Source organism: Clostridium sp. (assembly GCF_050717545.1).
Classification (GTDB): Bacteria; Bacillota; Clostridia; order Clostridiales; family Clostridiaceae; genus Clostridium_AD.
The window spans coordinates 86,234-110,328 of sequence record NZ_JBOITN010000031.1; the positions used below are offsets into that span (position 1 = coordinate 86,234).

Sequence of the window (24,095 nt, forward strand, 5' to 3'; positions counted from 1 at the left end):
TAGGTTTAGGGAACTCTTTTATAACTTTTCAATAATAAATTAATGGCTTTTTCACAATCTTCATCATCATTATTTAGTGTCCAAGCGGTATTAAAATAATATAATGCTTTGCGTTTGTTAACGCACATAGCATAACAATAGGCTAAATTGAAGTAGTATTTGCTTTCAGGGCGAATTATTATAGCGGAATGAAATATTGGTATAGCCTTTTCGTATTCTTTTAAGTGAATAAAACATACTGCGGTATTATAAAGTGAACTAGCCTCATTGTCCTTCATTTCTGCAGCTTTTTTATATAGAGCTATTGCCCTGCTATAATCTTTGGTATTATATATATCGTTAGCTTTTTGAAAGTATTCCATTATTATCCTCCTTATAATTTAAAGAAAAATTATAAATTTGTTATTTTAAATACTGTCCAACGAGTTTAAATTATATTCAATTATTAAATTTTATTTTGATTTTAGCGACATTTCAGCTCCGCAGGAGATGATTTAGTTATCTTTATTTACCACTTTACGTTCAAGTAGCGCAACCATTTCATACATAAGGTAAGCCAGCACGGAAAGTATTATTATACTCATCATTACCATATCCAATTGAGAAACTTGGCCACCATAAATTATTAAAAAACCTAAACCTTCTTTAGCAACTAAAAACTCACCCATTATTACGCCAACCCATGAAAGTCCTACGTTTATTTTTAATGCAGAAATAAGGGCACCTACAGATGCAGGAATAATTAAATTAGTTAGTATTTGAAGTTTAGAAGCCCCGAAGGTTTTTAAAAGTTTTATTTTATCTTCATCAACTTCTCTAAAACCACTTAATATACTTATTATAGTTACAACTATTGATATTAAAAGAGCAATTACTATTATTGCTGTTATTCCGTTGCCAACCCAAAATATAATAATAGGTGCAAGGGCTACTTTAGGTAAGGCATTTAATACTATTAAGTATGGATCTAAGACCTTTGAAATAAAATCGGACCACCATAATAGAATTGCAATAAGTGCGCCTAAAATTGTTCCAAGCAAGAAACCCGTTATTGTTTCAAAACATGTCACTCCGATATGAGTAAGAAGAGTACCTTCAGAATATATTTGCATAAAGGATGCAAACATTTTTGACGGAGTACTTGTTAAGAAGGTGTCAATCCATTTAAGTCTGCCTGCAATTTCCCAAAAGCTAAAGAAAACAATTAATATTATTATTCTTGTGAAAATTATAATGTATTTTTTCCTTTTTACATTTTTAATATAATTCTTATGCTCTTCACTTTGAATCAACATTACCATTCAACTCCTTCCATATTTCATTGAAGTAAACTCTAAAATTAGGAGCTTCTCTACGTTTTAGAGGACAAGAGAAATCTTTCCCAAATTCAATATTCATATGTGTATTGATTACGGCGGGACGATTAGATAAGATAATAATCTCATTGGACATAGCAATGGCCTCAGATATATCATGAGTAACCATTATAGTAGTCTTTTTTTCTTTTTTTATGATTTCATAAACCTCATCACTGATATTTAATCTGGTCTGATAATCTAGTGCTGAGAAGGGCTCGTCTAAGAGAAGCACTTCAGGGCTTAAAGCTAGAGTTCTAATTAAAGCAACTCTTTGGCGCATGCCTCCGGATAATTCTCTAGGATGATGATTTCTAAAATCCCAAAGGTTGTAATTTATTAAAAGATTTTTAACTATTTCCTTATTAGAATCTGTAATGCAATGGTTAACTTTAAGACCTAAAAGTACGTTGTCCCATATGGTTAACCAATCAAACAACTGATCCTTTTGAAACATATATCCAATTTTTAAAATACCATCGCTATTATCGCTATTATCGCTCTTATTAATTACTATTTTTCCATTTGATGGAGTTATCAAACCCGCTATTATATTTAGTAACGTAGATTTGCCACAACCGGAAGGGCCTACAATGCTTAAAAACTGGCCTTCTTGTACAACAAATGAAATATCCGCTAATGCAGGGGTTTCTGCAGTTAGAGAGTGGTAATTCATACTTATATTATTAATTTCTACCTTAATCACTTTATCATCCCCTTGAAAGTTATACTTTAGTATATGAGGTTAGATAATGTATTGTTAACTACATTTTATATATATGTTATCATTTACACGTGAAATAATAGAAGAAATAGGTTGAAAACATTATATTCGTTGAGTTATAATATTATATGATTATTTGTTAATTATTTATAAATTTACTATATAAATAATTAATAGAATACAATTAAAATGAAAAATGAAAATAATATCAAGCGAGTTAACATTGTAGAGAATAAATTTAATTATTGAAGAATAAACATATATATGTATAATTGGACATTTAAGGTAATATAAATTAATTTAAAAATGTTGCGTATAAAATCTATATTTATAAACATATAAAATAAAGTTTAGTGGCTTAGTTTTACAAATAAATCGAAACTTGCGAGGAAAGAGAAGATAATTATGAAAAATATATTACATGTTGGGTTAGATGTAGGGTCTACTACTGTTAAAATTGTAGTGTTAAATGGACAAGATGGAACGATTTATAGTAAGTATCAGAGGCATTTTTCTGATATAAAAAGTACAATAGCTGAGCTATTATATGAAGCTTATGATAATTTTAGGGAGTCATATATTACTATAGTTGTAACAGGATCAGGTGGACTAGCCCTTTCTAAATGGATGAACATTCCGTTTATTCAAGAAGTTATTGCTAGCACATATGCAATAGAAAACATTATTCCAAGGACTAATGTAGCTATTGAACTGGGTGGAGAAGATGCAAAAATTATTTATTTTGATGGAGGAATAGACCAGAGAATGAATGGTACTTGTGCTGGAGGTACTGGGGCGTTTATTGATCAAATGGCTTCTCTTCTTCAAACTGATGCAACTGGACTGAATGAACTTGCAAAAAATTATAAGACCATATATCCAATTGCTGCTAGATGTGGAGTTTTTGCAAAAACTGATATTCAACCATTATTAAATGAAGGTGCTGCAAAAGAAGACATTGCTGTGTCAGTTTTTCAAGCTGTAGTTAACCAAACTATCAGTGGACTTGCATGTGGTAGGCCAATTAGAGGTAATGTTGCATTTTTAGGTGGCCCATTATTTTTCTTGTCAGAACTAAGGCAAAGGTTTATTGAGACTTTAAAACTTACGGAAGATCAAGTCATTTTTCCACATGATTCGCAACTATTTGTAGCTGTAGGGGCTGCCATGTTATCAAAAGATAATAGTGTTATGTCGTTTGAAGAGTTAAGGGATCAGCTTCCAAAACTAAAGCAAGTGTCTAGTAATGATATTCGTAGATTTAGACCTTTATTTGAAGATGATAAGGAGCTAATAGCCTTTAATGAAAGGCAAAGCAAATATAAAGCAAAAACAAGAGAATTATCTAGCTACGTAGGAAATTGCTATTTGGGTATAGATGCTGGTTCTACAACTACTAAAGTTACACTTATAGATGAGGAAGGTGCGCTTTTATTCTCGCGTTATGGAAGTAATGAAGGTAATCCATTAACTTTAGTTAGAAAGGTATTAAAACATATATACTCTATTTTGCCTAAAGGCGTAACTATACTAAATTCAGCAGTAACAGGTTATGGTGAAAAATTAATAATGGCAGCGTTAAAAGTTGACATTGGTGAAATTGAGACTATAGCTCATTATAAGGCAGCAGAATTTTTTATGCCTGGAGTGGATTTTATATTAGATATTGGTGGACAAGATATGAAATGTCTAAAGATAAAAGATGGAGTAATAGATAGCATAATGTTAAATGAAGCTTGTTCATCTGGTTGCGGTTCTTTTATAGAGACATTTGCCAACTCTTTAAATATGGAAGTATCAGAGTTTGCGAAGGTAGCCTTAAATGCTAAAAGCCCAGTTGACTTAGGTTCAAGGTGTACTGTGTTTATGAATTCTAGGGTTAAACAGGCCCAAAAGGAAGGGGCCTCTGTAGGGGATATATCAGCGGGACTTTCTTACTCTGTTATAAAAAATGCACTTCTTAAAGTTATTAAAATAAGAGACCCAAAAGACATGGGGAAAAAGATAATAGTTCAAGGTGGGACTTTTTATAATAGCGCCGTACTTAGGGCATTTGAAATAGTATCAGGAAGAGAGGCAGTTAGACCAGATATTGCAGGTCTAATGGGTGCATTTGGTGCATCGCTTATTGCCAAAGAAAGATATGAAAGTGGAGAAATTTCTACATTATTATCATCAGAAAAGCTAGATAACTTAGTTATAGAAACTTTGATGGGAAGATGCAAACAATGCGCTAATCAATGTGTTCTTACAATTAATAAATTTGATAATGATCGACAATTCATATCTGGTAATCGCTGCGAAAAAGCATTAGGACTTAGTAGCAAAAAGGAAGAAATTCCTAACGTATATGATTATAAATATAAAAGAATATTTGATTATATTCCACTTAAAAAAGATGAGGCTCCCAGGGGAGTAATAGGTATTCCAAGAGTTCTTAATATATATGAAAATTACCCATTTTGGTTTACTTTTTTTACAGGTTTAGGGTTTAGAGTAGAATTATCTCAAAGATCATCTAAAAAAGTGTATGAAATGGGAATAGAAACAATTCCATCAGAATCTGCTTGTTACCCTGCTAAAATAGCACATGGACATATAATGAGTCTTATTAATAAGGGGATAGATTTAATATTCTATCCTTGTATTCCTTATGAAAAAAAGGAGCAAAAGGGTGCCGATGATCATTATAACTGCCCAATAGTGGCTTCATACCCAGAGGTAATTAAAAACAATATGGATATTTTAAAAGAGCGAGATGTTAAGTTTCTTAATCCTTTTATCTCTCTAGACAATGAGAAAGAATTGATAAACAGATTAACTGATGAGTTAGTTAGTTTTGGCGTTAATAAAAAGGAAGTAGCGTGCGCTTGTCAAAAGGCATGGGACGAAACTGAAAAGGTAAAATTAGATATTCAAAAAAAAGGTGAAGAAGTAGTAGAATACATTAGGCGTACTGGGAAAAAAGGTATAGTTTTAGCTGGTAGACCTTATCATATTGATCCTGAGATTAATCATGGAATACCAAGTGTAATTACTGATTTTGATATGCCTGTGCTTACGGAAGATTCTGTGGCTCATCTAGGTGTTGTGCAGAGACCTCTAAGAGCGGTAGATCAGTGGGTATATCATTCTAGATTATATGCAGCAGCTAGCTTTGTATCAAGCCAGCCAAATATTGAACTTATTCAGCTTAACTCTTTTGGTTGTGGACTTGATGCAGTAACCTCTGATCAAGTAGCTCAAATACTTGAAAATAATGGAAAGATATATACAACTTTAAAAATTGATGAAGGCAATAATTTGGGAGCAGCGAGAATTAGGATTAGATCTTTAAAAGCTGCAATTAATGAGCGGGACAAGAATGGAATTTTGCCCAGGAAAGTTCATGCAAGCGAGCAAAAAGTTATATTTACAAAAGAAATGAGAAAAAAGCATACAATTTTATGTCCACAATTGTCACCTGTGCATTTCCAATTTGTACAAGAAGCATTTAGTGCATCAGGATATAATCTACAAGTATTACCATCAGTTGATACTCATGCTGTAGATGAAGGCCTTAAATATGTAAATAACGATGCTTGTTATCCTACAATTATTGTGGTTGGTCAACTTATTGCTGCTCTAAAGTCAGGTGATTATGACATTGATAACACTTCTGTTATAATGTCTCAAACTTGTGGTGGATGTAGGGCTACAAACTACATTGGATTTCTAAGGAAAGCACTTAAGGATGCAGGATTTCCTCATGTTCCAGTTATATCTTTAAATGCTGCTGGTCTTGAGAAAAATCCAGGGTTTAAATACACATATCCAATGATTAAAAAATCGATTATGGCCTTAGTATATGGAGATTTACTTATGCGCGTACTTTACAGGGTTAGACCTTATGAAGTAATAGAAGGTTCAGCTAATTTACTTTATGATAAATGGGTAAAGATATGTAAAGAGGCTGTAGTAGTAGGAAAAAGTAAAGAGTATAAAAAGAATATTTCGCAAATTATATCTGATTTTGATTCTTTAGAAATCAAAGACAGTATTAAACCTAAGATAGGTCTTGTTGGAGAAATTTTAGTTAAGTTTCATCCAACAGCTAACAATAACATAATAGATGTTATTGAAAAAGAGGGTGGGGAGGCAGTTATGCCAGATCTAACTGACTTTTTCTTATATTGTGCTTATGATGCTGACTTTAAATATAAGTATTTAGGAAAAAGCAGAACTGAGCAAATAGTAGATAATATAGCTATTAAATATATAGAGACTTATAGGAAACATATGAAATCAGTTCTTGAAAAAAGCATTAGATTTGGTGCACCTAAAACTATACAAGAATTAGCAGCAGGGGCATCACCTATAATATCATTAGGTAATCAAGCAGGTGAGGGATGGTTCCTTACTGCTGAAATGGTTGAACTTATTGAAGGTGGGACAAAAAATATAGTTTGTATGCAACCTTTTGCTTGTCTTCCTAACCATGTAACGGGTAAAGGAATGATTAAGGAATTAAAAAGAAGATATCCAGGTGCGAATATAACTGCTATAGATTACGACCCAGGTGCTAGTGAAGTAAATCAAATTAATAGGATTAAGCTTATGATGTCTATTGCTTTCAAAAACCTTAGAGGTGAGCAGGAAATGAAACTTGCATATGAAGAGGCAGCTAGTGACAAAAAGGAAGATTAATCGCTATGTTAGGTTTTGTAATTATGATGATATTGGATGTAGCGTTGGGTTAATGTTAAAAACGCCTGTAAACTGAAGGGGGGTTATCACTACATTAATTTTTATATTTAGTACAATTTCTTCAAGCATGTCTTTAATTTGAAAATCTGTTGTAATGTTTAAGATTTTCAGTAACGTCAAAAATAGATCTAAATTCCTAAGGAGATGCAAATAGATTTAAATTTAATGGAACATATTAAGTGTATTACGAGTATGATATTGTATAACCTTTTGACAATGAATACCATTAAATATAAGTTATCCTCCCAAAGGTAGAGCCTAGCGCAATTGCTAGGCTTTTTTATTTTTAAAAGAATTAATGAGAGTAACACAATAGTAATTTTCTGGCATGTAAATGCCAGTTTTTGCAGTGGTAGAATATATTTAGTACAATCCATATTAAATAGTTCAAAACAAGTTGATACAGCATATGAATGTGTTAAATTATATCCTGTTGCAATATATAATAAAGACGTTAGCATGATTTACAATAACGTTATTCTGCTCTATTGTTTTGTTTAATGCTTTTGCATCGCCTATACAATCAGTAGCTTAAATATTGGTATTAATAAGTAACATTCATTTTGAAATTTTTATAAATTCTAAATTAATAGTTATGGGTAAGGTTATAGTTTAATACCATCAATATAGTACATTTCTCCATTATCAATTACTTTAGTTATTTTAAAATACTTAGACATGTATTTAGCTGTAATTTCAATTGGAGCGAGAACATCATCTTTAACAGATTCTAAGTGTGAATGTATTTTATTAATTTTTTCTTTACATTCAGAATGAGCAATAATTATTTTCCCGTTTTTCTTTAATAAGCCTGAAATATGTTTAAAATGTGGGTATACTGAATAGTTTCATCCCAATGTACAGCCAGTTTATTAAAAAAATCTCTATTATCCATTGAAAGTAACTCCGTTTCGGGTTTGAATTTTATCTAATGATTTAACAATAGTAGGAATAAAAATCAGCTGCAATATTATACCCAAAATTGGAGTAACAAAGGATGCTGTAATAAACATTTTAAATGCATAAGGTTTCCCAGTCATTGAAAGTAAAAGGAAATTTGCTGTTCCAGATACAAATCTTCCGAGTAACATTGCAATTAATAAGGATAAAATAATATTAACATTTTTACTTTTGTAGAAGTAACCTGAAATAAAACCATATGTGGCAAGTTCTAAAGCCATTGATAATGCTGTAGGGTAAATAGGCGGCATACCTGTTAACATAGAATTTAAAAGAGGGGTCATAAAGCCAATTATAGCACCATATTTTTTCCCAAGTATACATCCGCATAATAAAACGGGAATATGCATAGGAAGAAATATCTGACCTCCCATATTAAGATGATGAAACATAATTGGAATTACGAGTCCTAATGCGATAAAAAAACTTGCCTTAATCATCTCGTTTGTTTTGAATTTCATTATAATACCTCCCTTATATAAAATAAAAAGGTAGAGCAAAATCAGCTCTACCTTCGTGGTCTACAATTGACTAGTTATTTTATTTTTAATTTACAAGTTAAAAGTATATTTTCGTAATATACGACTATATTATATAATGTAGTTGTCACTTTGTAAACCCTTTCACTATTTTTTTCTTCAACGATTTGATTGAATAAAAAATATTCAGTATTTATCCCAGTTTAGTTGTATCTATGCACCAAACACGAACTTATGAGAAATAGATTGGTTCATGAATATGACAAGATACAAGACAGAATTGTTTTTGACAGTATAAAAAGAGTAATAGAAATGGTTAATATGTATATTGATTATATTAATAAACATTAACAACGTGAATAACTTTTTTATAGATGAGATTTATTATTTTCTTATACGGAATCTATACTAGATACATATTAGTGTAGATATTATATAGTATGAATTCCTCTAGGCGTGGCACCAAATAAGAAGATTAGAATTTCTTAATGGAATTTAACGTTTCAAATTCTTATTTGGAGTCACACAGAAGGAATTAATAAGGATGCACTTTTTTATTTTATATCTGCTACTGCTTTCTCACTAAAGGTAGTATTGACAATCTTATCAAAGGCTGGTCTTTCTGGGATTAGTGAAGCTTTGTAAGATTGTATTATATCCATAAGTTTTGTTAAATTTTCTGAAGTTAATGTTGGGTCTGTTGAGTAAGCATTTATATCTCTGTAGCTTTTAACTGATGATTCAAGTATTGCCTCATCTGTACCAGGGAAGTATGATTTTATAGAAGTTACCAATTCTTTATCAGTATGAGTATTAACCCAATTTTGACCTTTATATATTGCATTAGTGAATTTTTGTATTATTGTTGGATTCTTTTCTATATAAGATTTTGTAGCAAAAAAACATGTATAAGGTATTGTTCCAGCAGATGCTCCGACTGATGCTACGTTATATCCGGAGTTATCTTTTTTAAGTGTACTAGCAGTTGGCTCAAAGAGAGCTGCATAATCACCTGTGCCACCTTTGAAAGCACCTGAAGTTGCTGTGAAGGCGAGGTTGGTAATAAGATTTACGTCAACACCTGGTGTAAGACCATGATTTCTTAAAACATATTCAAGAGCCATTTCAGGTACTCCACCAGGTCTTCCACCTATTACAGTTTTACCTTTTAGGGACTCCCATTTAAAATCTGTTTCAGCTTTTCTAGATACTAAGAAAGCACCATCCTTTTGGGTTAATTGTGCAAACAGAACAGGATAGTCTTCTCTTTTTTGATTGTAAATATAAATAACTTGTTCTGGACCTGCAAAACCAATATCGGAAGCTTTGCTTAAAACTTGTTGCATAGTTTTGTCTGCGCCCTGACCGGTGGACAGGTCAATGTCGATACCTTCTTCTTTAAAGAATCCTTGAGAAATAGCTGCGTACATTGGGGCGTAGAAAATAGAGCGAACTACTTCATTTAATTTCACTTTTATTAAAGCATCGTTAGTATTTTTTTTGCAACCAGAAAATAATGTAGCTACTAGGGCGAGAGAGAGAAGAAGTGAAAAAACAGATATTTTTTTAATTCTCATACAAACCTCCATATTATATAGTTGTTATCATTATATAATATGAAAAATTGGTCAGATGGTACATTATAAATGAAATTGTAAGTTGAAAAAAAAATTGCAAGTTAAAAAAAGAAATGCCTTGACTTATGTAAATTAAGAGGTATAATAAAATAAATTATAATTAAACAATAATAAGGTAAGATAACAAATGACAAATAAATAATAACATGGTAAAATAATAAGTAAATAATAATATTATAAGCTACTAAAATATTAATAATATTATAAAATATTCAAAAAGCTTAGATGAAGAGGAGTAAGGGAAACTTAATATTAAGAGAGGAAGATTCGCAGGCTGTAAGATCTTCTATATGAAAAACCTTGAAGGTTGCTTCGGAGCTTCTTTGCCTAGTTCATGTAATTATGAACTTTGTGAAGACGGTTTTCTTAATCGTTAAATTACAAAGAGCCTGCAAATTTTGCAGGAAAAAAGGTGGTACCGCGAACTTTTCGTCCTTTTATAGACGAAGGGTCTTTTTTTATTGTTTTTTAAAATTTTATGATTAAAGCAATTAAAACAATTTATAGAATAAATATTACTTAGGAGGAGTTAGGTATGGAAGAAAATAATAATATAGATAAGAATTATGATCCTAAAGAGTTTGAGGAAAGACTTTACGCTTGGTGGGAAGAAAAAGGATTTTTCACTCCAACAATTGATAAAGATAAAAAACCATTTACAATAGTAATGCCACCACCAAACATTACAGGAAAATTGCATTTAGGTCATGCGCTTGATAATACTCTTCAAGATATTTTAATAAGAACTAAAAGAATGCAAGGATATAATACATTGTGGCTTCCAGGGGAAGACCATGCTAGTATTGCGACAGAAGTAAAAGTAGAAAATGAGCTTTTAAAGCAAGGACTTAAGAAAAAAGAAATGGGAAGAGAAGCTTTCCTTGAAAAAGTTTGGGATTGGACTAATGAATATAGAGAAAAAATAAGAGGACAAATAAGGAAAATGGGATGTTCTGTTGATTTCACTCGTGAAAGCTTTACCATGGATGAAAACTTAGATCATGCAGTAAAAGAGGTTTTCGTTAAGTTATATAATGAGGGACTAATATACCAAGGTAACAGGATAACAAATTGGTGTCCAAAATGCATGACAGCAATTTCAGATGCTGAAATTGAGTTTGAAGAACAAGCGGGATACTTCTGGCATATAAAATATCCAATAGTAGGCACGGATGAGTTTTTAGAAATAGCTACTACAAGGCCAGAAACTATGCTTGGTGATACGGCAGTTGCTGTAAATCCTAAAGATCCACGGTATGCACATTTAGTAGGAAAGAAAATAATGCTGCCTCTAGTAAATAGAGAAATACCAATAGTTGCTGATGATTATGTAGATATAGAGTTTGGAACAGGGGCAGTTAAAATTACTCCAGCACATGATCCCAATGATTATCAAATAGGAAAGAGACACAATCTTCCTGAGATAGTAGTTTTGAATGAAAATGCAGCTATATGTGAAGGGTATGGAAAATATTCAGGTCTTGACAGATATGAAGCAAGAAATGTCATGATAGAAGATCTAGATAAGGGAGGACTACTTGTTAAGATAAAGGATCATGCTCACAATGTAGGTACTCATGATAGATGTAAAACAACTGTAGAACCAATGCTATCAAAACAATGGTATGTAAAAATGAAATCTCTTGCAAAACCAGCTATAGATGCTGTAAGAGACAAGAAAACTAAATTTGTTCCAGAGAGGTTTGATAAGACATACTTTAATTGGATGGAAAATATTCAAGATTGGTGTATATCAAGGCAATTATGGTGGGGACATAGAATTCCAGTATGGTACTGCGCTGATTGCGGCGAAATGATAGTTAAGGTTACTGATCCAACAAATTGCACTAAATGTAATAGTACAAATATTACTCAAGATAAAGATGTACTTGATACTTGGTTTAGCTCAGCACTATGGCCTTTCTCAACGCTTGGTTGGCCTAGTAATACAGAGGATTTAAAACAGTTTTATCCAACGAGTGTTTTAGTAACTGGATATGATATTATATTCTTCTGGGTTGCAAGAATGATTTTTTCAGGGCTTTATAATTTAGGGGAAGTACCATTTGAAACAGTAGTTATGCACGGAATGGTTAGAGATGAACAAGGTAGAAAAATGTCTAAGTCACTAGGAAATGGCATTGATCCATTAGATGTAATAGATCAATATGGCGCAGATGCATTAAGATTTTCACTAGCAACAGGAAATTCTCCAGGAAGTGATATAAGGTTCTATGAGTCAAGGGTTGAAGCTGCTAGAAACTTTGCCAATAAAATTTGGAATGCTTCTAGGTTTGTTATGATGAACTACAATGAAGAATTAATGGCCAAATATAAAGATAGCAAAAACTACACTGCTGCTGACAAGTGGATATTATCAAGAATGAATACTGTAGTGCAGGAAGTTACTGAAAATATTGAAAAATATGAAATAGGAATAGCGCTTCAAAAGACTCATGACTTTATGTGGACAGAATTCTGTGATTGGTATATTGAACTTGTTAAACCAGTATTGTACGCAGAAGATGGTGAAGCTAAAGGTGTTGCATTAAATGTATTAAATAAGGTATTAAAAACTGGACTTAAATTACTTCATCCTGTTATGCCATTTATAACAGAAGAAATTTATATGCATTTGGATAATGAGTATGAATCTATAACCATTGCTAAATGGCCAGAATATGACGATTCACTTAAAGATGAAAAAGCACAGGAAAATATGAACTATATTATAGAAGCGATAAAAGACGTAAGAAATGCAAGAGCCGATATGAATGTAGCACCTTCTAGAAAAGCTAAAGTATTTATATATGCAACAAAAGCAAAAGAAGCATTTGAAGAAGGTATGGTTTACTTCCAAAAGCTTGCATTTGCTAGTGAGGTTAAATTTTTAGCATCTAAAGATGAAGCGCCAGAAAATGTAGTCACAGTAGTTACTATTGGCGCTGAGGTTTATATGCCACTTCTTGAACTGGTAGATCTAGAAGTAGAACTTGAGAGATTAAATAGAGAAAAATGTAAATTGAAAAAAGAAATAGAGCGAGTAGAAAAGAAACTTTGCAATGAAAAATTTACAGCTAAAGCTCCAGTAGAAGTGGTTGAAGAAGAAAAAGCTAAAGGCACTAAATATAAAGAAATGTATAATTCAGTAATTCAAAGTATAGAAAATTTGAAATAGGGGATGCATAATAAATAGAATTAGTGAGTCACCTATGTTTAAAAAGACATAGGTGACTCACTTGTTTATTTTGATTTTGAAAGGAAGTATAACCATGAATTATGATGAGGCTATAGCATATATAAAAGATACAGCAAAGTTTGGTAGCAAACTTGGACTTAAGAGAACCGAGATGATATTAGAACTTTTAGGAAATCCACATAAAAAATTAAAATCTATACATATTGCAGGGACTAATGGTAAAGGGTCGACTACATCTATGATTACTACAATTTTGGTAGAGGGTGGATATAAAGTAGGTGCGTATACATCTCCATTTATAGAGGTGTTTGAAGAGAGGATGCAAATTGATAATAAGAATATTTCTAAAGATGATTTAAGTGATATTATAACCCGAGTTTCCAAAGTAGTAGAAAAGGTAGTGGAACTAGGGTACGGAAATCCAACAGAATTTGAAATAATAACTTGCGCGGGATTTTTATATTTTTATAAAAATAATGTAGACTTTGCTGTGGTTGAAGTAGGAATTGGGGGAAGGCTTGACTCAACCAATGTAATAACGCCTATTTTAAGTGTTATTACATCTATAAGCCTAGACCACACAATAATACTAGGGGATACTATAGATAAAATAGCTTATGAAAAGGCAGGCATTATTAAAACTGGAGTTCCAGTAGTTATGTTTCCACAAAGGAATGAAAGTGAAGAAGTAATAGAAAAAATATGTACAGAAAAAAAATGCAAACTAATAAAAGTATCTCGTGATTCAGCTGTATATTTAGGTAAAGAAAATATATGTAATATTGAAAGCGATTCGATAAAAGCACAGACATATTCTTGTGATAAATTCATAACTCAAAAAATGAATGTTAAAACTTTAAATAATGAATATATTATTGATTTGTCGCTTTTAGGTAGTCATCAATTATTAAATTGTTCTGTAGCATTGCATGCTGTAGAGGAACTTATATCGCAAGGAGTGACAGTTAGCAAAGAAGACATAATAGTTGCACTTAAGAGGGTAAAGTGGCCAGCAAGACTTGAGGTGATGAATAAAAGGCCTTTGGTTGTTATAGATGGAGCTCACAACATAGACGGGATAGAAAAACTTACGTTGAGTATTGATATGTATTTTACTTATAATAAAATAATATTGATTTTAGGAATCCTTGCTGATAAACAAGTAGAGGAAATGATAAAAACTATAGTTCCAAAAGCTAGCAGAGTAATTACAGTTACTCCGCATAGCGAGCGTGCAGAGCTTTGCCAGCAGTTAAAAGTCCAAGTGGAAAAGTATACTACCAGTTGCGAGGCAATTGAGGATTATGAACTAGCTTATAAAAAAGCTTTGAGTTATTGTGAAGAGGGCGACTTATTATTAGTGTCTGGATCTTTATATATGGTGGGAGATATGAGAAAAATAATACGTAAGGTACATTGTAATTAGTAATAATGAATTTCCAAGCTACGCAGAAGAAAGTACAAACGGGATGCACCTATTATGGCTGCATCCCGTTTGTTTTTTTATTTAGCATTAACAACTAATTTTTCAAGCGCCAATGCAAATTGATCAGGGCAAGAAGTACTTTTATTACCGCAGGTAATACCTTTAAGCTTTTTTATTGCAGCATTAACTTCCATTCCTTTAAGCAAAGTTGAAACTCCTAATGCATTTCCAGGACATCCACCTATAAAAATAACTTCAGTTATTATATTGTCAACAATTTCAAAATTTATTTTATTTGCACATACACCTTTTGGTTCATAACTATACATAATTTATTCCTCCATCCTTATGTAATTAAATAATTACAATAGATATTATATACTATTAAGTATATATTGTTCAAGGAATTAATTTTTATAAAAACATTGTGAGCATATTATTACTATCTTCATATTATGGTTATGAGGAGGTGAGGAATTTGAGAAAGTTATATGTATGTAGTACATCATCAGATTGCATATCAAAGGTTAATTTGGATTTGTTTGTAGAAGAAGAAAAAATATATTTGGATAAAAAAAATCTCAAAAGAATTGGTCCTCATGGAATATATGGTTATAAAAATAAGATATTGACAGCTAATAGTTATGGTAATAGTATTTCCATAATTGATATTAATAATTATGAATCTCAAAGTTACTTTACAGGTATGCACTGTAATGATTTATCGATTTATAATAACAAGGTCTATGTTATTTGTGGAGATTCTGATGACATAATAGTTTTTGATTTAGAAAAAAAAGATATTATAGAAGCAATTCCCTGTGGTAATTTACCACATAGTATTTATATTTGCAAAAAAAAGAATCTTATTGTAGTAGCGAATATGAATAGTGATAGTATAACAATAATAGATTCTGAGCTAGGTGGTAATATTAAAAATATTAAAGTAGGAGCATATCCTACTAAGGCAGTAATTACACCAGATGGAAATTATATTATAGTTTGTGAGTCGAATATAGGCATGGATAGCAGAGGAAGTATTAGCATTATTTCATTAAAAAACTATAACGTAATACAGAAAATATCTGTTGGAAATTCACCTGTGGATATGTATTGTAATGAAAAATACTGTTATGTATCAAATTTTGGAGATGGTACAGTGAGTATGGTAGATATTAACAATTATAAGGAGATAAAAAAAATAGAGGTTGGAGGTATGCCTAGAGGAATACTTGAGGATGAAAAATATTTGTACGTAGGTGATAATTATAACAATATGCTACTAAGAATTGATAAAATAAACGAAACTAAAAAAGCCATATCTATTGGCTCGGAGCCAACGGGAATGACTTTTCTATAGGAAGATTAATAGCTTCCTATAGAAAAGTAATAGCTTCCATAGGAAGACTAAGCTTCCATAGGAAGACTAAGCTTCCATAGGAAGATTAAGCTTCCATAGGAAGATTAGTCATCTATAAGAAAATTTATTATCTTAGCATAAAGCTCTGAAGGTTTATTTCTCCACTTTGCACATAAATTTCGTGCTTGTTTGTTTGAAGTTACACTAAGTTTAATGTCAATAAGAGTGAAACTGTCCTCAGAAGCGGTTAGGTTAACTAGATAATTGTTATTGTTTTCTATTGTGTAATCAGCACTAACCGTTAGCTCTTTTTTTATATTTTCAATATGGGTTTTTAAATAATCATCAATAAGTTGTAACTTGCTATCAGAAATTCTAGCTTTAAATAATGATAGTACATTGTCACCCTTTTGAGTAATGACTAATCTATGTTTACCTTTTTGCTCAGTACGCTTAAGCAAGTTTGAGTTAATGAGCTCTGTAATATATTGTTGCAAAGTAAAATAATTTATAAAATTATTTTCTAATATTATTTGTGTTATTTGGATATTAGATATTGGAAGTTTTATTTTATAAAATATATAAAGTAAAAGAAGCTTGTTTTCAGCTAAGTCTAAAGCATCTTCAAACATATAGTATCCTCCTCGTGGGGAACTTAGTTCAAAACGATAATGAACTGGTCCGTTTAATGTAAAATTAACTATACACATTATAACATAAAAAGCATTGAATTTAATTGGTGCTTTTAATTTTAACCACATTTCAGCTCCGTAGGAGATGATTTAATATGATTTAAGGATTAATTTATTAGAATAGTTTACATAAATTATACTAATAAATTACTTTTATAAATTTAATATATACATATATAGTTGTTTTTAGAATATAAATTTAAAGTATAAATGTATAAGGAGGACCTAATAAGGAATGAGTTACATAAAAAAGAATTTGATAATGTTTTGTGTTGCTTTTATTGGAATTTCAACGATAATAGGTGTTTATAATTGGAAGACTAAGGGGACTTTTACAGGGAATCAACGTAAATTACCAATTTACTCAGTTGATACTAAAGAGAAGAAAATCGCAATTTCATTTGATGCAAGCTGGGGTGATGATAGAACACAGGAAATATTAAATACATTAGATAAATATAATGCTAAAGCAACATTTTTTGTAGTGGGAGCATGGATAGACCAATACCCAGATATGCTAAAAAAGATAAGTGAAAAAGGTCATGAAATAGGAAATCATTCAAATAAACACCCGATAATGACTACAATATCCCCAGGGAAAATGCTTGAAGAAATATCAGCTACAGATGCTAAGATAATGTCCATAACGGGAAAGGGAACAACACTTTTTAGATGTCCTTCTGGAGAATATAATAATTCGGTAATTGAAACAGTGGAATCTACGAATCATTATTGTATTCAATGGGATGCAGATAGTATTGATTGGAAAGAAGAAGGTGCAGATATTGAATATAATAGAATAATTAAAAAGACGAGACCTGGGTCTATCCTTTTATTTCATAATGATGCAAAATATACTCCTGAAAATTTGGTTAAAATATTAGAGAATTTTAAAGCTCAGGGTTACAAATTTCTAACAGTATCAGACCTTATATACAAAAATAACTATTATATAGATGAATCAGGAAAACAAATACAAAAATAAAAATAAAATGTATTGAAATTTAATAGCCATATGTATTATAATGGGAATAGAAAAGGAACAATTTTGGAAAAATAGGAAAATTAGTACAATGATTACAAATAAAAAAATCTCTTAATATTAGGAATATTACATCAGAAAAATGAATACTTATAATCTAAGGAAAGTTTATTAAAAAAACTAAGGGGAAAGAGGGATTATGATGGATAATGTTATGTTGAATAACAAGATTTATTTAGAAGGAAAAGTAGCATCTGAACTGAAATTTAGTCATGAAATGTATGGGGAAGGGTTTTATGTATTTGATTTTGAAGTGTGGAGACTTAGCGAAACCACAGATATTTTAACTATAACAATTTCTGAGAGACTAATTGCAGGCATGGATATTAAAACAGGAAATGAATTTATAGTTGAAGGACAACTTAGATCTTATAATAAATTTGTTGAGGGATCTAATAGATTAATATTAACAGTATTCGCTAGAGATATTAAAATTTGTGAAGAACGCAGCAAAAATCCAAACCAAATATTTTTAGATGGCTATATTTGCAAAAGCCCAGTATATAGAACAACTCCATTTGGAAGAGAGATTGCGGACATGCTTTTAGCCGTTAACAGATTGTATAACAAATCTGATTATATACCTACAATTGCTTGGGGGCGAAATTCTAGATTTTGTAAAAGTCTCGAAGTAGGAGATAATATAAGGATTTGGGGAAGACTCCAGAGCAGAGAATATCAAAAGAAATTATCAGAAGATGAAGTTATAAAAAAAGTGGCATACGAAGTGTCTATATCTAAAATGGAAAGAGTAACAAAAGATGGTGAAAACATAGTAGACCCAGAAACAACCCCAGATGAAGATCAAGACTTTCAAGCACTAGACGTTATATAGCATATATTACGTGAAATACGTTTAAGCCAGCTTTAGCTGAAACAAAACGGCATACATCACCGTAAATTTTTTTAAAAAGATTAGTTGGTTGAAAAGAGCATATATTACGTAAAATACATTCAAACAAGCTTTAGTAATTCAAAATAATTTTATTGAAGAATGCGTTAAGAAAAGTACATGTTTGAGCGTTAGCGAGTTTGTACTTTTTAGCATTTTTAATTAAAATTATTTTAGAATTACTTAGCGAAGTGAGATGAATTTGTAGTAATATAGGCTCTTTTCTCTTAAACTATTTTCTTAAATCATCAAGCAATTTAGTTTTTTCTTTAGTGTTATCATCTACATTTTTTATTATTTTTGCTGGTGCTCCTGCAACTACAACATTTTCAGGAACGTCATTTACAACAACAGATCCAGCTGCAACTACTGAGTTTTTACCGATTTTTACTCCTTCTAAAATTACAGCGTTTGCTCCAATTAGAACATTATCTCCAATTTCACAAGGACTTTTGCTTGGTGGCTCAAGTACGCCAGCTACTACGGCGCCTGCTCCTAAATGAACTCTTTTACCTAGCTTACCTCTTGCTCCTACAACAGCATTCATATCTACCATAGTTTCATCACCAATTTCAGCACCTATATTTATTACAGCACCCATCATTATAACGGCATTTTTACCTATGGTAACCTTATCGCGTATAATTGCACCTGGTTCAATTCTTGCATCAATATTTTTCATATCAATTAGAGGGATAGCAGAATTTCTTCTGTCAAGTTCAAGTCTAAATTTCTTAATTTTGCCTTTGTATTTTTCTAAGAAATCTGATACCTCATCACTTTCTCCAAAAAGCATACAGAAATTACCTTCACCAAAATGGTCTATATTACCAAACTGGCATTGTGATAAATCTCCATCAATATAAAGTTTAATTGGTGTAGCTTTTTTTGATTCTTTTATGTACCTTGCAATTTCATAAGCGTCTGTTAAATCGTAGTTCATAATTCGTCTCCTCTCGTATTATAAGTATTAATCCAAATTCTTGTTTTTATGCATTTATTTTCAAGTAAACTATAAATAATTTTCTTCAAACAAAAACATTATCATTATTAAAAAAAATAAATAAAATTACTGATTTTTATTATATTATATAGTAAAATACTTATAATGCAAAGACTTGAAAAGTAAAAACACTTGAAAGGATGATTTTATGAACAATTTATTTTCTAACAATGTGTCTAAAGTTGAAATTTCTGGAATAAGGAAGTTTTTTAATAAGGTTTCAAAAGTTGAAGGTGCAATTTCACTTACTCTTGGGCAACCTGATTTTCCGGTTCCTAAGAATATTAAAAATGCCATGATTCAAGCTATACATAAAAATAAAACTGAGTATACTGCTAATGCAGGTATTATTGAACTTCGAAATGAGATTTCTAATTTTTTATCTAGTATGGATATTAACTACTTAGCTGATGAAATAACGGTGACTGTTGGTGGAAGTGAGGCACTACTGTGCATTTTTGGAGCGTTTTTAAATGCTGGGGACAAGGTCCTTGTGCCAACTCCTGCTTACCCCGCTTATGAGAGCTGCGTTAAAATTTTTGGAGCAGAAGTAGTTAACTATAATCTTAATAAAGATTTTACTATTAATTTTGATAACATAAGTAAGCTTATTGAAGATGAAAATCCTAAGCTTTTGGTTATGTCACATCCGTCTAACCCGACTGGGTCAATACTATCAAAGACTGAGAGAGATAAGCTTTTCAAAATTCTAAAGGAAAAAGATATATACATAATAAGTGATGAGATGTATAGTTCGTTATGTTATGAAGAATACTATTCTTTAGCTCAAATTGATGACTTAAGAAGTAGAGTAATTTTAGTGGGTGGATTTTCTAAAATGTTTTCCATGACGGGACTTAGAGTAGGTTATGTTTGTGCTAGCAAATATATAACGGATAATATCATGAAAATGCATCAGTATAATGTTTCTTGTGCCACTTCAATATCTCAATGGGGAGCATATGAGGGATTAATTTCTTGTAAGGGTGATGTAAATACTATGAAAGTTGAATTTGAAAAGCGTAAAGAATATGTATATAAAAGATTAAAGCAAATGGGAATTGACACAACACTTCCAAGGGGGGCGTTTTATATATTTCCATCCATAGAAAAATTCTCCATGAGTAGCGAAGAATTTTGTACTAGGTTACTGCACGAAGGTTTGGTTGCTGTTGTGCCTGGATCAGCATTTGGAATAGGTGGAGAAGGATACATAAGAATTTCATATTCGTATAGCTTAGAGATGCTAAAAGAAGGTTTAGACAGAATGGAAAAATGGATTAAAACTCTAATATAACTCAATTATTTATGGATTGAATGAATTGAATGAATTAAAAAAATGTAACTAAAAAAGCAACATTGAAGTATTACAATACTTTAATGTTGCTTTTTTACATATAAATTTTGCTAATTCATATTTTTTATAGTTGCGTACTTTTTAAAATTTAAAGTCTAAAGTGACATATTAACTACATCATCCATGTTATACATACCTTTATCTTTTCCGTATATAAATTCACAAGCTTTAAGTGAACCTATTGCAAAAACATCTCTTGATATTGCAGTGTGCTTAATTTCAATACATTCGCCTTTTCCTGCGAATATGACTTCATGATCGCCTATAATATTTCCACCACGGATAGCATGAATGCCTATTTCATTGGGCTCTCTTTTACTTATTCCATCGCGGCCCTTTATAAATACAGTTTCGTCTTCTATTGAATTCTTAATTGTATTTGCAAGAAGAAGTGCGGTACCACTAGGTGCATCAATCTTTTGATTATGATGTTTTTCAATTATCTCAATATCAAAATCTTTATAAAGCATATTGCTAATATTCTTAAGGATATTATTAACAATATTTACACCTATAGACATATTTGCAGAGTGGAATACTGGAATTTCACTGCTTAGGGCATTAATTTCAGATAATTGCTCAGGTGAGTAACCAGTAGTGCAGAATATAATAGGAATATTCTTTTCTTTAGAATATTTACATAAGTCATCTAAAGCATCAGGTCTTGAAAAATCTAAGATTACATCTACATCAATATCACAATCCAGTACGCTTTCATAACATGGATAACTTAAATTAGATGAATTCCTATCAACTCCAGCAACAATTGAAATTGTTGTAGAGTCTTTAGCCATTTCAGAAATAACTTTACCCATTTTTCCATTGCAACCATTTAGAAGCATTCTAATCATTATATTTCCTCCTTTAAAGGGATATTGTAAGCTTTTAATTCTTTTTTTAGAAGCTCTAAATTATTTTCATCCATTTCACATAAAGGGAGTCTTAAATGACCGACATCCATGCCCATAAGATTTAGAGCAGTTTTTACAGGTATAGGGTTTGTTTCTATAAATATAGAGTTGTTAAGAGGAAGGTACCCAAGTTGAATCTTTAATGCCTTGGCATGATCACCACTTAAATATAATTCACACATGTTATGAATATCTGTAGGAATTATATTTGCAATAACGGATATAACACCTATGCCACCTAAGGAAAGTATAGGTATAACTTGATCATCGTTTCCAGAATAAACATCTAAATTATCACCACATAACGCTTTAATTTGTGCTATTTGACTTATATTGCCACTTGCCTCTTTAACTGCAACGATGTTTGGTATTAAGCATAATTTTTGAAGCGTTTTTGGAAGAATATTTAGAGCCGTTCTTGAAGGAACGTTATATATTATTATTGGTGAGGTTACACCACTTGCAATTGCTTTAAAATGTTCAACCAGACCCTTCTGGGTAGTTTTGTTGTAGTAAGGCGTAATTATAAGCAAAGCATCTGCTCCTATATTTTGTGCCCATATGCTCAGGCTAATTGCAGCTGCAGTGTTGTTACTTCCTGTACCTGCTATTACTGGAATTCTTTTATTAACTACATCAACTACAAATTTTATAGTTTCCTTTTTTTCTTGTTCTGTCATAGTGGAAGCTTCACCCGTAGTGCCACATACTATAATAGCATCTGTTTTACTTTTAATATGCCATTCTATTAATTCCTCAAGTTTTTTGAAATCTACTCCTCTTTCATTAAATGGAGTGACTATTGCAACACCAGAACCTTTAAAAATACTCAAAAAATTACCTCCTCGTAGTTTTATGAAAGTTAATAATTGTTAATTACTATCCGTCATATAACTATTTTATTTTTATACTATATATGTATTAATTTAGATTACTTTTAGTGAAGTATTTATTTTTGTAATAGATTCTTCATACTAATTCATAATGAATTTAAAGAAGAAGTGAATAGTCACTAAAAAAAATACTCTATTATATTATATAACCCATATGTGAAAATATATATACTTTTTTGAAAATAAATAAAAACAGCTATGTAGTAAAGTTACAAATTATTTTTTAAAGAGGATATTATTTTAATTATTATGAATAAAAAAGCTCTACATTGTAAAATATATAACATAATATAAAATATCTGGGAGGTATATCATGGGGAAAACACCATTGAAAAAAATTATAAAGGCTAAATTAAAAACAAATAAAGAGTTAACAACAAATGAGACGTTAAGAGAAACTTTAAAATATGAAATAGCAGATGAATTGGGACTTACGGATAAGATAGATGAGTGTGGATGGAGTGGACTAACGGCAGAAGAAACAGGTAGGATTGGAGGATTAATGACAAAAAGAAAGAAAAGCATAAATCTTCCTAAAAACAAAGATTTTTAAGTAGTTAAAGTAAATAACTTGGACAATGTTTGGTGTATAGGTTAGAATATTATATACCATTACAGTTTTAAAGGGGAGCCTTGCAAAAAAGGAGAACTCTTGATTAAAGGAGAAATGAAAGTATGGATTGTTATAATGAGTTTGCTAATATATATGATGAATTAATCAATTCGGATATTGATTATAAAACATGGGCGTCTAATATTTTATATATTTGCAAAGATCAGCAGCACTTAAGTATGGAGAACTATTTAGATTTAGCCTGTGGTACAGGGAATCTTACTATAGAAATTGCTAATGAATTTAAGCATGTATGGGCAGTTGATTTATCCTGTAATATGTTAAGCCAAGCGGAGAAAAAAATGAGAGATGTGGATATAAAAGCTAAATTTATATGTCAGGATATTTCTAAACTTAATTTAAATAATACTTTTAATCTCATAACCTGTTGCTTAGATTCTAGTAATTATATATTAGAAGAAGAAAATTTTAGAAAGTATTTATTAGGAGCATATGATTTATTAGAAAATGACGGGTTATTTGTTTTTGATATTAATTCTTATTATAAACTTACAAATGTGCTTGGTAATAATACTTATAATTATGATTTTGGTGATGTAGTCTATATTTGGGAAAATTATTTAGAAAATGATGTAGTGGAGATGAGTTTAACCTTTTTTGTAAAAGAAGGACAAGTATATAGACGGTTTGATGAACAACATTCAGAAAGAGCATATAAAGAAGAATATATAGAAAATGTTATAAAAGATATTGGATTTAAAATAATTAAAAAAATGGATAATTATGAAGATAAAGTAGTAAGTGATAAAACAGAACGAATATGTTATGTACTCAAGAAGTAAAAA

20 protein-coding genes and 1 other annotated feature are annotated in these 24,095 nt (G+C 30.9%); of the genes, 10 read left to right on the top strand and 10 right to left on the bottom strand.

Annotated features, from left to right (window positions below; translation table 11 throughout):
* Nucleotides 1–5 precede the first annotated feature (5 nt).
* The 3 genes from ACREVX_RS09040 to ACREVX_RS09050 all read right to left on the bottom strand — a co-directional run bounded on the left by ACREVX_RS09040 (nucleotide 6) and on the right by ACREVX_RS09050 (nucleotide 2,031).
* A complete protein-coding gene (locus tag ACREVX_RS09040) occupies nucleotides 6–362 on the bottom strand; it encodes a tetratricopeptide repeat protein (RefSeq protein ID WP_431543854.1) in 357 nt (118 codons plus the stop codon).
* A 132-nt stretch (nucleotides 363–494) separates the two neighbouring features.
* The gene (locus ACREVX_RS09045; protein ID WP_431543921.1) at nucleotides 495–1,295 is read right to left on the bottom strand and encodes an ABC transporter permease; all 801 of its coding nucleotides are present in this window, start codon (nucleotides 1,293–1,295) and stop codon (nucleotides 495–497) included.
* Nucleotides 1,279–2,031, bottom strand: coding sequence for an ABC transporter ATP-binding protein (locus ACREVX_RS09050; RefSeq protein WP_431543923.1), 753 nt, complete (start codon nucleotides 2,029–2,031; stop codon nucleotides 1,279–1,281). The genes ACREVX_RS09045 and ACREVX_RS09050 overlap by 17 nt, the downstream gene beginning before the upstream one ends.
* A gap of 453 nt (nucleotides 2,032–2,484) precedes the next feature.
* Between ACREVX_RS09050 and ACREVX_RS09055 the strand changes: the two genes are divergently transcribed.
* On the top strand, nucleotides 2,485–6,765 hold the full coding sequence (locus ACREVX_RS09055) for an acyl-CoA dehydratase activase-related protein (RefSeq protein WP_431543855.1): 4,281 nt from the start codon (nucleotides 2,485–2,487) through the stop codon (nucleotides 6,763–6,765).
* A 947-nt stretch (nucleotides 6,766–7,712) separates the two neighbouring features.
* Here the strand turns inward: ACREVX_RS09055 and ACREVX_RS09060 are convergent.
* The gene (locus ACREVX_RS09060) at nucleotides 7,713–8,246 is read right to left on the bottom strand and encodes an ECF transporter S component (RefSeq protein WP_431543856.1); all 534 of its coding nucleotides are present in this window, start codon (nucleotides 8,244–8,246) and stop codon (nucleotides 7,713–7,715) included.
* A 252-nt stretch (nucleotides 8,247–8,498) separates the two neighbouring features.
* Here ACREVX_RS09060 and ACREVX_RS09065 point away from each other — a divergent pair, with 252 nt between their 5' ends.
* The gene (locus ACREVX_RS09065; RefSeq protein WP_431543857.1) at nucleotides 8,499–8,615 is read left to right on the top strand and encodes a HepT-like ribonuclease domain-containing protein; all 117 of its coding nucleotides are present in this window, start codon (nucleotides 8,499–8,501) and stop codon (nucleotides 8,613–8,615) included.
* A 203-nt stretch (nucleotides 8,616–8,818) separates the two neighbouring features.
* Here the strand turns inward: ACREVX_RS09065 and ACREVX_RS09070 are convergent, their stop codons facing one another.
* A complete protein-coding gene (locus ACREVX_RS09070) occupies nucleotides 8,819–9,841 on the bottom strand; it encodes an ABC transporter substrate-binding protein (RefSeq protein WP_431543858.1) in 1,023 nt (340 codons plus the stop codon).
* A 273-nt stretch (nucleotides 9,842–10,114) separates the two neighbouring features.
* Nucleotides 10,115–10,341, top strand: a binding site (T-box leader).
* Between the two features lie 95 nt (nucleotides 10,342–10,436).
* Here ACREVX_RS09070 and ACREVX_RS09075 point away from each other — a divergent pair.
* Together ACREVX_RS09075 and ACREVX_RS09080 are read left to right on the top strand one after the other, a co-directional pair.
* Nucleotides 10,437–13,079 (top strand): valine--tRNA ligase, encoded by a 2,643-nt coding sequence (locus ACREVX_RS09075; RefSeq protein WP_431543859.1) that lies wholly within the window; start codon nucleotides 10,437–10,439, stop codon nucleotides 13,077–13,079.
* A gap of 94 nt (nucleotides 13,080–13,173) precedes the next feature.
* The gene (locus ACREVX_RS09080; RefSeq protein WP_431543860.1) at nucleotides 13,174–14,526 is read left to right on the top strand and encodes a bifunctional folylpolyglutamate synthase/dihydrofolate synthase; all 1,353 of its coding nucleotides are present in this window, start codon (nucleotides 13,174–13,176) and stop codon (nucleotides 14,524–14,526) included.
* Nucleotides 14,527–14,603: 77 nt separating this feature from the next.
* Here ACREVX_RS09080 and ACREVX_RS09085 read toward each other — a convergent pair whose 3' ends face one another.
* A complete protein-coding gene (locus ACREVX_RS09085; protein WP_431543861.1) occupies nucleotides 14,604–14,855 on the bottom strand; it encodes a TIGR03905 family TSCPD domain-containing protein in 252 nt (83 codons plus the stop codon).
* A gap of 149 nt (nucleotides 14,856–15,004) precedes the next feature.
* Between ACREVX_RS09085 and ACREVX_RS09090 the strand changes: the two genes are divergently transcribed.
* Entirely contained in the window at nucleotides 15,005–15,886 is an 882-nt protein-coding gene (locus tag ACREVX_RS09090; RefSeq protein WP_431543862.1) for a YncE family protein, read from the top strand.
* 104 nt (nucleotides 15,887–15,990) lie between these two features.
* Here ACREVX_RS09090 and ACREVX_RS09095 read toward each other — a convergent pair whose 3' ends face one another.
* On the bottom strand, nucleotides 15,991–16,518 hold the full coding sequence (locus tag ACREVX_RS09095; RefSeq protein WP_431543863.1) for a DUF4364 family protein: 528 nt from the start codon (nucleotides 16,516–16,518) through the stop codon (nucleotides 15,991–15,993).
* Nucleotides 16,519–16,813: 295 nt separating this feature from the next.
* Between ACREVX_RS09095 and pdaB the strand changes: the two genes are divergently transcribed.
* Nucleotides 16,814–17,563 carry a polysaccharide deacetylase family sporulation protein PdaB gene (gene pdaB / locus ACREVX_RS09100; RefSeq protein WP_431543864.1) on the top strand — a complete coding sequence of 250 codons (750 nt, stop codon included), beginning with the start codon at nucleotides 16,814–16,816 and terminating at the stop codon, nucleotides 17,561–17,563.
* A 199-nt stretch (nucleotides 17,564–17,762) separates the two neighbouring features.
* A complete protein-coding gene (locus ACREVX_RS09105) occupies nucleotides 17,763–18,455 on the top strand; it encodes a single-stranded DNA-binding protein (RefSeq protein ID WP_431543924.1) in 693 nt (230 codons plus the stop codon).
* 289 nt (nucleotides 18,456–18,744) lie between these two features.
* Here ACREVX_RS09105 and dapD read toward each other — a convergent pair whose 3' ends face one another.
* The gene (dapD, locus tag ACREVX_RS09110; RefSeq protein ID WP_431543865.1) at nucleotides 18,745–19,455 is read right to left on the bottom strand and encodes a 2,3,4,5-tetrahydropyridine-2,6-dicarboxylate N-acetyltransferase; all 711 of its coding nucleotides are present in this window, start codon (nucleotides 19,453–19,455) and stop codon (nucleotides 18,745–18,747) included.
* Nucleotides 19,456–19,663: 208 nt separating this feature from the next.
* Between dapD and ACREVX_RS09115 the strand changes: the two genes are divergently transcribed.
* The gene (locus tag ACREVX_RS09115) at nucleotides 19,664–20,812 is read left to right on the top strand and encodes a pyridoxal phosphate-dependent aminotransferase (protein ID WP_431543866.1); all 1,149 of its coding nucleotides are present in this window, start codon (nucleotides 19,664–19,666) and stop codon (nucleotides 20,810–20,812) included.
* Nucleotides 20,813–20,967: 155 nt separating this feature from the next.
* Here ACREVX_RS09115 and dapB read toward each other — a convergent pair whose 3' ends face one another.
* Together dapB and dapA are read right to left on the bottom strand one after the other, a co-directional pair.
* Nucleotides 20,968–21,723 carry a 4-hydroxy-tetrahydrodipicolinate reductase gene (dapB, locus tag ACREVX_RS09120; protein ID WP_431543867.1) on the bottom strand — a complete coding sequence of 252 codons (756 nt, stop codon included), beginning with the start codon at nucleotides 21,721–21,723 and terminating at the stop codon, nucleotides 20,968–20,970.
* Nucleotides 21,723–22,616: a 4-hydroxy-tetrahydrodipicolinate synthase gene (gene dapA, locus ACREVX_RS09125; protein ID WP_431543868.1), complete on the bottom strand. Its 894-nt coding sequence runs from the start codon at nucleotides 22,614–22,616 to the stop codon at nucleotides 21,723–21,725. Before dapA ends, dapB begins: the two co-directional genes overlap by 1 nt.
* Before the next feature lie 373 nt (nucleotides 22,617–22,989).
* Between dapA and ACREVX_RS09130 the strand changes: the two genes are divergently transcribed.
* The gene (locus ACREVX_RS09130) at nucleotides 22,990–23,229 is read left to right on the top strand and encodes an alpha/beta-type small acid-soluble spore protein (RefSeq protein ID WP_431543869.1); all 240 of its coding nucleotides are present in this window, start codon (nucleotides 22,990–22,992) and stop codon (nucleotides 23,227–23,229) included.
* A 122-nt stretch (nucleotides 23,230–23,351) separates the two neighbouring features.
* Entirely contained in the window at nucleotides 23,352–24,092 is a 741-nt protein-coding gene (locus ACREVX_RS09135; RefSeq protein ID WP_431543870.1) for a class I SAM-dependent DNA methyltransferase, read from the top strand.
* Nucleotides 24,093–24,095 lie beyond the last annotated feature (3 nt).